Annotated in this window: 10 protein-coding genes; all 10 read left to right on the top strand. The window is 31.0% G+C overall.

The window, feature by feature from the left end; all coding sequences use genetic code 11:
* Positions 1-30 precede the first annotated feature (30 nt).
* The 10 genes from WNY60_RS11675 to WNY60_RS11630 all read left to right on the top strand — a co-directional run bounded on the left by WNY60_RS11675 (position 31) and on the right by WNY60_RS11630 (position 12750).
* Positions 31-1119, top strand: a complete 1089-nt coding sequence (locus WNY60_RS11675) for a HAMP domain-containing sensor histidine kinase (protein WP_342862478.1) — start codon at positions 31-33, stop codon at positions 1117-1119.
* 9 nt (positions 1120-1128) lie between these two features.
* Complete coding sequence (locus WNY60_RS11670; RefSeq protein ID WP_342862477.1) at positions 1129-2457, top strand: sigma-54 dependent transcriptional regulator; 1329 nt, start codon at positions 1129-1131, stop codon at positions 2455-2457.
* 187 nt (positions 2458-2644) lie between these two features.
* Positions 2645-2809, top strand: coding sequence for a hypothetical protein (locus tag WNY60_RS11665; RefSeq protein WP_186439174.1), 165 nt, complete (start codon positions 2645-2647; stop codon positions 2807-2809).
* A gap of 175 nt (positions 2810-2984) precedes the next feature.
* Positions 2985-4289, top strand: coding sequence for a Glu/Leu/Phe/Val dehydrogenase (locus WNY60_RS11660; RefSeq protein WP_145001340.1), 1305 nt, complete (start codon positions 2985-2987; stop codon positions 4287-4289).
* 16 nt (positions 4290-4305) lie between these two features.
* A complete protein-coding gene (locus WNY60_RS11655; RefSeq protein ID WP_145001342.1) occupies positions 4306-4725 on the top strand; it encodes a GreA/GreB family elongation factor in 420 nt (139 codons plus the stop codon).
* Between the two features lie 11 nt (positions 4726-4736).
* A complete protein-coding gene (locus tag WNY60_RS11650; protein WP_292949293.1) occupies positions 4737-5156 on the top strand; it encodes a hypothetical protein in 420 nt (139 codons plus the stop codon).
* Between the two features lie 3 nt (positions 5157-5159).
* Positions 5160-5546 carry a hypothetical protein gene (locus tag WNY60_RS11645; protein WP_145001346.1) on the top strand — a complete coding sequence of 129 codons (387 nt, stop codon included), beginning with the start codon at positions 5160-5162 and terminating at the stop codon, positions 5544-5546.
* A 75-nt stretch (positions 5547-5621) separates the two neighbouring features.
* The gene (locus WNY60_RS11640; protein WP_342862476.1) at positions 5622-6452 is read left to right on the top strand and encodes a hypothetical protein; all 831 of its coding nucleotides are present in this window, start codon (positions 5622-5624) and stop codon (positions 6450-6452) included.
* Between the two features lie 250 nt (positions 6453-6702).
* Positions 6703-9468, top strand: a complete 2766-nt coding sequence (locus WNY60_RS11635; RefSeq protein WP_342862475.1) for a triple tyrosine motif-containing protein — start codon at positions 6703-6705, stop codon at positions 9466-9468.
* Between the two features lie 231 nt (positions 9469-9699).
* Positions 9700-12750 (top strand): TonB-dependent receptor, encoded by a 3051-nt coding sequence (locus tag WNY60_RS11630; protein WP_342862474.1) that lies wholly within the window; start codon positions 9700-9702, stop codon positions 12748-12750.
* The last annotated feature ends 2 nt before the right edge of the window (positions 12751-12752 follow it).

Below are 12752 nucleotides of genomic sequence, written 5' to 3'. Positions count from 1 at the left end.
AATTAAATAATTGCTTTAAAATTAATGTCAATGAATACCACTGAAAAAGCATTAAAAGAACGTATTAAGGAGTTAACTTGTCTTTATGAGGTATCTTCAATAATAGGAAACGCAAACGAAGAGCTAATCGAGGATACTTTGCAAGCCATAGTGTTTAGCATCAAAAAAGGATTTCAGTATCCTAAAAAAACAAATATTCAGATTCACACTGAAAATAATAGCATTTCAACCGCTAATGCTATAAAAAGTACCATTAGTATTCAATCTAAAATAAAATTATTTAATGAAGAAAAAGGGCAGTTAATAGCCTATTTAAATCAAGAACAGTATTCTCAAAAGGATTTCTTAAACGAAGAGCAATTACTGTTAGATAATATAGCTTTAAAAATAGGAAGTTTTCTAGAACGTATCGAAATTCAGAAAAACGAAACATCCTTGAAACGTCAGATGGAACATGCCGACCGTTTAAGTATTTTAGGCGAAATAACAGCTGGAATAGCGCACGAGTTAAATACCCCTTTGGCTAATATTTTAGGCTTTGCAGAGCTGCTAAAAGAGGATTTTAAAACAGATAAAAATGCCTCTTTGGATTTAGATAAGATTATTAAAAACGCCATATTTTCTAGAGAAGTAGTTAAAAAATTAATGTTTTTTGCTTGCGAAATGCCTCAGGAAATGAAAGAAGTAAATTTGGTGCCTAACATTAAAAGTGCCATAAATTTATTAGATGCTACTTTTAGAAAAGAAGAGGTCAAATACGTTGTTAAAATAGAAGAAGAAAACTTGTTACTGCGTGCAGATCCAATACAATTAACCCAAATTATTTTTAATCTTCTAATTAATGCTATTTATTTTTCACCAAAACAAGGGTTGGTCACTATTGAGGCTAAAACCAGTAAAAAAGCAATTGTTTTAAAAATTAAAGATGAAGGTAAAGGTGTTAATCAAGCAGATTTAGATAAAATTTTTCAACCCTTTTTTACTACCAAACCTATAGGTGACGGTTCTGGATTAGGATTAAGTGTCGTCCATGGTATTGTGGCATCGCATAAAGGAACTATTACTGCAAAAAATAATAAAAATAAAGGCGTTACCTTTACCATAACACTCCCAAAATAATATTTTCTAATGCAATTACGTAAAGAAAACATACTTATAGTTGACGACGATATTAATATCCTTGAGTTATTACAGCGTCATTTACAATCTTGGAATTATCATGTGTTTAAAGCGCTTTCTGTTAAAGAAGCGGTTAGTATTTTAAGGGATTCGACTATAGATTTATTAATAACCGATTTAAAAATGCCGGAATTGGATGGCTCAGAGCTTATTAAATTTGTGTCAGAGCATTATCCTAAATTGCCTAAATTAGTGGTTACAGGTTATCCATCGGTTCAAGATTCGTTGGCTGCCATAAAATCAGGTGTAGTAGATTATTTAACCAAACCATTTACTAAAGACGAGCTTAAAATGGCGTTGGACAAATATTTGGTAAATGCAGATAATCTAGCGCAATCATCTAAAAATTCAGTAATTAATAATAATAAGCCTTACGGCGAAATTATAGGTCATTCCGACAAAATTAATGCTGTAATTCAAGTTATTGAACGTGTTAAAAATAACAAAGCAACAGTTTTTATTAAAGGTGAAAGCGGTACAGGTAAGGAGCTTGTCGCACGTGCCATCCATTACCAAGGTAAGTTTTCTAAAGCGCCTTTTGTTGCAGTAAATTGTGGTGGAATACCAGAAAACTTACTTGAAGCAGAGCTATTTGGATATTTAAAAGGTGCGTTTACAGGAGCAGAAACTAATCGCGAAGGTTTTTTTCAAGCTGCAAATGGTGGTACTATTTTTCTAGACGAAATTGGTAACGCATCACTAACTGTGCAATCTAGATTACTACGTGTTTTACAAGAAAAAGAAGTGGTAAAAGTAGGATCTACAAAAGCTGAAAAAGTAGATTTACGAATAATTGCGGCAACCAATAGTGATTTACGCGACATGATTCAAAAGCAAACTTTTAGGGAAGATTTGTATTACAGATTAACAGTGGTAGAGATAGATGTGGCTCCTTTAAGACAGCGCAAAGACGATATTAAATTATTGGTTGATAAGTTTTTATTTAAATATGGCGTCGAGTATAAAGATGGCTATGTAAAAATAACTCCAGATGCTTTAAAAATATTAGAGCGTTACGATTGGCCAGGAAATATTAGAGAACTTGAAAACATCATACAACGTGCAGTGATATTAAGTGATAAAACCGTTGACGTTAGTCATTTGCCAGAGCATTTAAAGTATACAATACAACACACTTCGGACACATTACAACCTTTAAAAGTTATTGAAAAGCAATACATAGAAAAAGTATTAAAAGCTACTGGAAACAATAAAACCAAAGCTGCCAAAATTCTTCAAATAGACAGAAAAACAATTCGTCAAAAATTATCTGAATAAGCTATTTAAAACTGGTGCGTTTTTACCCAGTTGGGTAATTATGTACCACTTGTTATTTTGTATTTTATACTATATTATTCTATAAACCCTTTATTTTAAAGGGTTTTTTGCATTTGTAGCAGTGTGTGAATTTCCTTTGGCACAAGCATTGCAAATTGGAGTATAATCGATTATAAATTTTACACCTATGAGTCATTTTAATATTTGCCCAGATTGTATCCATCGCAATTCTTGCGTATTGACAACCCAAAAAGATACCGTTTGGTCTTGTAGCGAGTTTGATGCCTTTAAACCAAACCAACCAACTTTACAACAAGTAAAACAACCAGATCAAGAGTTAGTTTTAGTTTAATCATTTAATAATAAAAGCTATGTTTTTTAACACAATAGTTTCAGTATTTGGCAGTAAAAATTCTTTAGAAAAAAAATCTAATAAAAGCCAATCTAGAGATAAGTATATCTCACAAAAATATCACGAAAGATCAATAATCAATCGCTATTTCAAATAAAATAATAAACACTTTACAATGACAACAGTAACAGCAGATTTGAAAAAAGTAACAAAAAAAGTACCTGTAAGAGGTATGATGGATAATGTTATGGAGCAGTTTAATAGTGCTGCCGACCATATCAATTTACATCCAAATATTAGAAAAATATTAAGCATTACTAACAACGAGATTTTAGTCAACTTTCCGGTAAAAATGGATAATGGAGACGTCGAGATTTTTACAGGTTACAGAGTGCAACATAATAATGCGTTAGGACCATATAAAGGTGGTTTACGTTACCATCCAACAGTGGATATTGATGCTGCTAGAGCATTAGCGATGTGGATGACCTGGAAAACATCATTAGCAGGTTTGCCATATGGTGGAGGTAAAGGTGGTATTAAAATAGATCCTTCAAAATATTCGCAATCAGAGTTAGAGCGTATTACAAGACGTTTTACGTTTGCGTTAGCGGATAATATTGGACCAGAGCATGATATTCCTGCTCCAGATGTTAACACTAGTAGTCAAACTATGGCATGGATTGCAGATACTTACATGAGTACACGTCCACCAGCAGAACGTACTGCAAATCAACATGTAGTAACAGGTAAGCCTGATGCAAGTGGCGGATTAGAAGGACGTGACAGAGCAACAGGTTATGGTGTGTATTTGTCCATTAAATTTTGGGCAGAAAAAAGCAATACTAGTTTAGTTGGTAAAAAGTTTATTGTTCAGGGATTTGGTAATGTTGGCTATTGGGCAGCTCATTTTTTAGAAAAAGATGGTGCAAAATTAGTAGCAGTACAAGATGCTTCTGGAAGTATTCAAAATCAAAATGGCATCAAGGTTGAAGACTTATTTAAATACAGTCAAATTAACGATGGTAGTATTGTAAACTTTCCCGATTCTAAAACAGTAGATAGCAATACGTTTTTTGCTTTGGATTGTGATATCTGTATTCCTGCTGCCTTAGGAAACCAAATTACTAAAGAAAATGCACCAAAAATTAAAGCAAAATTAATTGCAGAAGGTGCTAATGGACCAACAAATGTTGAAGGCGAAAAGATTTTATTAGAAAGAGGTATTACAATTATACCTGATATTTTATGTAATTCTGGTGGTGTTGTAGGCAGTTATTTTGAGTGGTTACAAAACCGAAATGGAGAGATTTGGCAATTGGACGAGGTGATGGCCAAATTGGATAAAAAAATGAATGAATCTTTTAATAAAGTGTTTGATTATGCTATAAATGAAACTGTGGATTTACGTACAGCTGCATTTTGTATAGCCATACAACGCATAGAAAAAGCATACATACAAAGAGGGATTTTTCCTTGATTTTAAAACAAAGAAGATGAAGTACGGAAGTTTAATATTAGAAAAAAAAGAGTATGTGTACCTAAAACGCATACTCAATATTTCGGGTTATGGAGATGATACAAGCGTCACTAAATCTTTAGTAAAGTTATCAGAAGAGTTAAAGACTGCACAAATTGTAAATGACGACCAAGTACCAGAGGATATAGTACGTTTTAATAGTATAGTGACTATAGCGTCGGATAATGGTTGGGAAAAAGAATTACAAGTGGTTATACCTATGGACAAAAACGTGGCACTTAACAAAGTGTCCGTTTTAGCTCCAATGGGAGCAGCGCTTTTAGGTTATTCTAAAAATGATACAATTGATTGGGATTTTCCTGGTGGAGCACAAAAAATTAAAATTATTGATGTCCAAAAGCAGGAGAATTTAAAAGGTGTTGATATAAATATTTAAAATAGATTATTATGAAAACAGAAAACATACAAATTTTTGATCATGATACTAATGTAGATGTGACACATAAAATTAATACAATGGAGTTAGACAATTGGATTAATCATTTAAAATACATAAAAAAAGAACTGTCTAACCTTATCAATATTTGTAAAAACGAATTAAAAGATAAGTTAGATGACAAAAGTGTAGCAAATAAATTTGAGAAAAAAGAGATAGAAAACGAAACGCTTTTAAACGCATTAAACACTTATTCTAAATCAAGACTAAATATCATCGAGTGTGAAGACACGCAATGTGATATGATATACATCACAGAGCATGAAAGTTATAGACGCAGCTACCTGTATCATTTAGATAAATACAGAAGACTTAAGGACGAGTTTTTTAATAAAGTACAAGGTAAATTCACGCTTTTAAAAGTTAATTAATAATTGAATACAGCTTCAGCCTATAAAATAGAGACACACAGACGCGTGTGCTTAGTTAAAGATTGTAAGGAGGCCAATCATTGGATTTCTGTACTAGAATTAGCGGTTAAAGAGTTTGAACATTTTTATGTTATAGAAAAACAACTAATAAAAAATATAGAGACATCTAATAATATGTTGGCTTTACGCAGAAAATTCACCTTAAGCATGGCTGATTTTTGCAAATATGAACAAGAGATTATAAATGAAATAGAATACGGAAAGACAGAATATAATGATAGTCGTGCCAAGGTGCACGAATTAAAAAGGCAGCAGTATATCCAAATTTTAAACGAGCTTCATGACTTTAGAATTAGGTTTTATACTATGCTAGCAAGGTATAAAAGGTAGCTAAAGTGACCGTAGTTGTTTAAACGATAACTCAGTTAAAAGTATAGGCTAAATATTAATTTAAAAAGTAATAAGATGAAAAAAATATTGATTCCAACAGATTTTACTTTAAATAGTTTTCAAACTATAGATTATGTGATCAAACTATTTAAAAACGAAACCTGCGACTTTTATTTTTTAAATACTTATTCATACAATGTTAATGGTTTAGATGCCATACAAATGCTTCAAGCAGACGACGATTGGTTTGATAAGCCTAAACAGAATGCGTTAAAGCAATTAGGAAAACTAGTTGAGCGCTACACTTTAAATTGTCCAGCATTAAATCATCAGTTTTTTGCAATATCTGACTGTTCTGATTTAGTATTAAGCATTCAAAAAAACATTAAACAGTTAAGCATAGATCTGGTTATTTTGACAAGTAAAAAGGAACAAAATTTAGGAAAAATAACACAAAATATAGTCGAAAAAATTAGATGTTGTCCAGTATTAATAGTGCCTCCACATGCTTCAGCAAGCAATAAGATTAATATAACTATTGCCTCAGATTTTAAACAGCAAATAAACACGCGTCAAATAGACAAGTTTTTAAATATTTTGGAAAACACCAATTTAGAAATTACAGTTTTAATCTTAGCAAAACAAAATGCTATAAGCGATTGCGCATCTAAAAATTTAGAGACTATGCTAGGATATCTAAAAGAAATTTCAGGACATACAGCAACATTACACTACACAGCGTCTTCTTATAATTTAAAGGCTTATGCGCAATCGCATTTAGATGGTATTATGTGTGTAATTGATAAAAAACCGCATTTATTAAGAAAAATGGGAGTGTTTAAATCAGACATTTTTTCAACTTTAAAACAACTACATACTAACACAGTGTTAACTGTTCACCAATAAAAATTTTGTTATGAGTAACCGGAAATTTAATGGTCTTATCATTGTAATTACAATCATAATTATTACAATATTATCTTTAATGGTACCACCACCAATTATGTAAAAGTAATTTTAATAGCACATAAGCAATAGTATAGTTTAATTACGTTGTATAATTTAACCATACAAAGTTGTATATTGCTTAATGCTTAAATTTAATCCTAATAATTGGTGTGACTTTAGTAAACCCCTAGTTTTACTAAGTTTGTTAATGTTGTTTACAAAATCTGTAGCACAAGATTTACCTCCTATACAATATTTTTCTCCCAAACAATACAATGCCGAAAATCAAAATTGGGAAATTTCCCAATGTAAGAGCAAACATATTTATGTCGCAAATTCTAAAGGATTATTAGAGTTTAATGGTTCAGAATGGATTTTATATCCATCACCAAATCAGACCATTATAAGATCTGTTAATGTTGTTAGTGATAGGGTTTATACAGGTAGTTATATGGAGTTTGGTTATTGGACCAGAACAGATGTTGGCGATTTAAAATACACCTCACTTTCTAAAAAAATTAGTAGCACTTTATTGGAGGACGAGCAATTTTGGAAAATAACTCATTTAGATGATTGGATACTGTTTCAATCGCTTAGTCGCATTTATATTTATAACACTAAAACCGATCAATTTAAAATTACAGAATCTAAAGCTGGTATAATCAAGATGTTTAAGGTTGATAATAGCATTTATTATCAGGATAGAATAGAAGGATTATTAAAATTAGAAAATGGACAACCTAAAGCTATATTACAATCTAATTATTTTAAAAATAAGATAATAGCTGGTGTTTATACATTAAAAAACAACTTGCTTGTTGTTACTCAAAATCATGGGATTGTAACAATAAATAATAATGCAGTACAAGACTGGAATGCTAATTTAAACTCGCAATTAAAAGAGTATCGCATATATAGTAGCCTGCAATTAAATGACGATAGCTTAATTCTAGGGACTATCTCTAACGGAATTATACAAATTGATGTAAATGGTAATATTTTTCAAAAAATTAGCCAAGCCAATGGATTAGGCAACAATACTGTGTTGTCAATATTTCAGGATATAGAAAGTAATATTTGGCTAGCTTTAGATAATGGTATAAACTGTGTAAATATTAACTCTCCTTTCAGAATATTTAACGATGATCATGGTGTTTTGGGTACTGTTTATACCTCTTTAATTTATGGCAATACGTTGTACTTAGGGACTAATCAAGGATTGTTTTATAAAAAATTAGGTCAAACAGCGTTTAAACCTGTAGTCAATACTAACGGTCAAGTATGGAGTCTTAAAATTATTGATAATCAATTGTTTTGCGGTCATAATTCAGGCACATTTATAATTAATAACAATGTAGCAAATCGTATTGCATCAGTAGAAGGTACTTGGGATATTAAAACAATTAGTGATAATCCAAACTTATTGATACAGGGTAACTATAATGGTCTTAATATTTTAGAAAAAAAAGCAGGTCTTTGGCAATTTAGAAACAAGATTGAAGGATTTAATAATTCGTCTAGATTTTTTGTGTTTTCTAAAAAGGATGAAATATTAGTAAATCATGAGTATAAAGGTGTTTTTAAAATTAAAATAGATTCGGATTACACAACTACAACACAAATTTCTAAAATTGAAACTTTAGAAAAAGGCTTGTTTTCTTCATTAACAACTAATAATAACACGTTGTATTATGCAACAGATAAAGGTGTTTTTAAAAAGCACTTAGAGGATAATACATTTGTTAAAGACACTGTTTTAAGTAATATTTATAAAACGCAAGGCTATTCTTCAGGTAAAATTATTACAGATCAGGCAAATAATGCACTATGGTTAATTACTAAAAAAGGGATTAATTACGTAAGTCCAGGTAAATTAAGCACAACGCCAGATATTTCCTTCATAGCGTTGCCAAGTTCGCTTAGGGAAGGTTTATCAGGTTACGAAAGCATCTTTAACCTAAAACCTAATTTATATTTATTTGGGACTTCTAAAGGTTATATAACTTTAAATCTTTCTAAGATAAAACCTAAAACGTATCAAGTTGAAATTAATACAATAAATAAAACACCGCTTCAAAAGTCGAAACGGTTAATTAGCTTAAAAGATGAAAATGCTTTTAAAAATAATGAGAATAACATCGAAATTAAATACAGTGTTGCAGAGTATGATAAATATTTAGAAGCAGAATATTCGCATAAACTAGAAGGTTTGTATGAGGATTGGAGTACATGGAGTACAAATGCAGAAGTATTGTATAAAAACTTACCCTATGGTGAATATACCTTTATTGTTAAGGCTAGAGTAGGAGGTGTAGAGGTGACTAATCAAGACAGTTTTACATTTACAATAGACAAGCCTTGGTTTTTATCCAACATAATGATAATGGTCTATTGTGTGATGGGTTTCATTATTATTCTTTTAATAAATTATTTTTATAAACTGTATTATAGAAAGCAAAAAGAAAAACTAGTCCTAAAATCAAAACGTGAGTTAGAGCTTAAAGATTTAGAAACTAAACAACAATTAATGGCTTTAAATAATGATAAATTAAGACAAGAAATTGACAATAAAAACCGAGAATTAGCAATTTCTACCATGAGCTTGATTAAAAAGAATGAATTTTTAAATACCATTAAAAGCGAGCTAAATGAAAAGGTAGAAAGTACTAATCTAAAATCCGTAATTAGGATTATTGATAAAAATATTAATAATAAAGATGACTGGAATTTGTTTGAAGAAGCATTTAATAATGCAGATAAAGACTTTCTGAAAAAGGTAAAAACCAAACATCCAGCCTTGACATCTAACGATTTAAGATTGTGTGCTTATTTAAGACTAAATTTATCTTCAAAAGAGATTGCTCCTTTACTTAATATATCTCCAAGAAGTGTAGAGGTCAAACGATATCGTTTGCGTAAAAAGATGGAATTAGAGCATGATGTTAATTTAACAGACTACATCTTAAGTATATAATAACACTACAATTAGTTGAAATACCTATACATTACCACAACAAATCTAATTTTACTAGTAATAATGGACTTTCTTTATATAAATGTTAAAATAAGGTTAATGCTTGTTTTTAATGAGATTTAGATAATTAAACTAACTTTTTTTTGTGATGTATGTTTTTTGTAGCGGTTAAAATTATCAAATCAGCATTATATCTGCTTAAATTTGATAAAAGCACAAAAACTTTTAAACATGAAAAAAACTTTTTTCTCCTTTTTGTTATTCTTAATGACTTTCTCTGCTTTTGCTCAGGAGTATATAATAACAGGAAATGTAACTAGTCAACAGGATGGATTACCTATTCCTATGGTTAATATACTAGTTAAAAATACATCTAATGGTGTAACCACAGATTTTGATGGTAATTATACTATTAATAACGTATCTAAAAATTCAACTTTAGTTTTTTCCTATATAGGTTACAAAACAAAAGAGGTAGTAGTAACTAATGGTAATCCAGTTAATGTGCAACTAACTGAAGATGTTGAGGCACTAGAGGAAGTGGTTATTATAGGTTATGGTTCTCAAAAACGTAAAGAAGTAACAGGAGCAGTATCAACGGTTTCTAGTGAAACTATTGAAGCGCTTAAACCTACACGTATAGAACAAGCCTTACAAGGTCAAGTAGCTGGAGTTAATATTACATCACAATCTGGTGCTCCAGGTAGTGCATCTAATATTAGAATTAGAGGTGTATCCACTAATGGTGACAATAGACCACTTATCTTAGTAGATGGTAATGTTATTGAAGATTTAAGTGTTGTAAATCCAGGTGATATAGAAAGTTATACAGTACTTAAGGATGCCACAGCAGGTATCTATGGTGTAAGAGCTGCCAACGGAGTTATTTTAATTACGACTAAAACTGGTCGCAAAAATAAACCAATGACATTTCAGTATGATTCGTATGTTGGTTTTCAACAAACGACTAGAAAAATACCATTACTAAATGCTACAGAGTATGCTTTAATTAAAAACGAAGCTGCTGCAGCTAGCGGAAGTACTTTACCTTTTCCTGATACATTTGGATTAAATAAAGGAACAGATTGGCAAGACGAGGTGTTTGAAACTGCACCAATATTTAATAATGCTATTACTGCAAGTGGTGGTACTGAAAAATCTACCTACTCTTTTGGAGCGTCTTTATTAACTCAAGATGGTATTATAGGAGGTAGTAAAGCTAATTTTACGCGTTACACAACACGTGCTAATTATGGATTAGAGATTATTAAAGGTTTAAACTTAAAGGCTAATCTTATATATACTGGGACATTAAGAAAAGCGTTACCAGAAGGTGGCTTAGGATCTGTTTTATTTAATGCAGTTAACTTTTCACCAACAGATGCGCCAAGAGACGAAAATGGAGAGTATACTTCTTCTGCTAATTATCCAATAGAGGTTGTAAACCCATTAAAGCAAATCGAAAATACATTTAATAGAACAAAAGTTGATAAACTAAGTGGTGTTTTTGGGTTAAACTATAAGTTTTTAAAAGGCTTTAGTGCAGAAGCTAACTACCAATGGAATTACTCAGAAGTTAGAACAAGAGGTCTTAACCCTATAGTAGAATATGGAAATGGTTCTGTATTTGATAATACCGAAAATTTACAATTCACAGAAGGCATAAACTTTTTTAGAGATTATACGTTTGATGCTTTTGTTAATTATGAAACATCTTTAAATGATGATACTCATAATATTAAAGCAACTTTAGGGACGTCAGTTTTTAAATCAACAGGAGATTATTACTTATCTGTTGGAGACGGTATGCCTGAAAATACAATGTTCAGTGATGCAGATATTAATGATGCTACTACCATTACAGATCCTTATGCTCAAATAAGTAATCGTTTTTTCGATTCTAGATTATTATCTTATTTTGGAAGATTGCAATATAACTATAAAGGAAAATACCTATTCTCTGCAGTAGTTAGACGTGATGGTTCGACAGCTTTTGGTCCAGAAAATAAATTCGGAATTTTCCCTTCAGGTTCAATTGGTTGGGTTGTCTCTGATGAAGACTTTTTATCAAGTAGTAATACCATAGATTTCTTAAAACTTAGAAGCTCTTATGGAGTTTTAGGTAATGATAGAATTCCTGGTTTTAGATTTGAATCATTATTAGATGGTGAAGGTGTTTACGTTTTAGATGATGCATTAGCACTTGGTACAGCAGTTGGTGCGATATCTAATCCAGAAATTAAATGGGAAGAGCAAAAAGCATTTGATATAGGGTTTGAAACAAGATTATTTAACAACAAAGTAGATATTACAGCAGATTATTTTAAACGTACCACAGAAAATTTATTACTTCCTGTTGAAAGTTCGTTAATATTAGGAGGAGCTGCTCCAGGATCAGGAAATCCTATTGTAAACGCTGGAACGGTAGAAAATAGTGGGTTAGAGTTTGCGGTATCTTATAAAGATCAATTATCTGATAATTTTAAGTTTAATGTAAGCTATAATATTTCAACTTTAAATAATAATGTAGTTGAAGTTAACAATAGCATAGGTTATGAAGTTGGAGGAAGCTTTGGTATTGGTCAAGCAAATCCACCTTCTAGAATGCAAGTAGGACAACCAATAGGTGTGTTTTATGGAATGCAAACCAATGGAATTTTTCAAAACCAAGCCGAAGTTGATGCGCATCCATCACAATTAGACTTAGGTGCTAACGCACAACCTGGAGATATAAGATTTGTGGATGTTAACCAAGATGGAGTTATTGATGCAGATGACAGAACATTTATAGGTAACCCAATTCCGGATGTTACAATGGGTTTAAATTTATCATTTGATTATAAAAATTTCGATTTTCAAACCTATTTCTTTGCGTCAGTAGGTAATGATATTGTTAGAAACTATGATAGAAACAGTGCCAAAACTAATCTTACAAGTTATGTTTTAGATAGGTGGACTGGTCCAGGAACATCAAACACAGATCCAAGAGTAACAAATAGCGCAACTTCTAATAGTGTATTTTCAGATTATTTTGTTGAAGACGGTTCATTCATCAGAGCTCAAAATGTACAATTAGGTTATACATTTAATCAAGATAAATTACAAAATATAGGTTTAGATAATATCAGGGTTTATGCGTCTGTAAGTAATGCTTTTACATTAACAAAATACAGAGGTTTTGACCCAACGACATCAAATGGAGCTCCAATAGGAGACGGAATTGATAGTGGTTTTTATCCAAACCCAAGAACATTTTTAATCGGAACAAACGTAAAATTTTAAAC

Source organism: Olleya sp. AS48, assembly GCF_038900355.1.
GTDB lineage: Bacteria > Bacteroidota > Bacteroidia > Flavobacteriales > Flavobacteriaceae > Olleya.
This window is presented reverse-complemented; position numbering and strand designations above follow the sequence as displayed.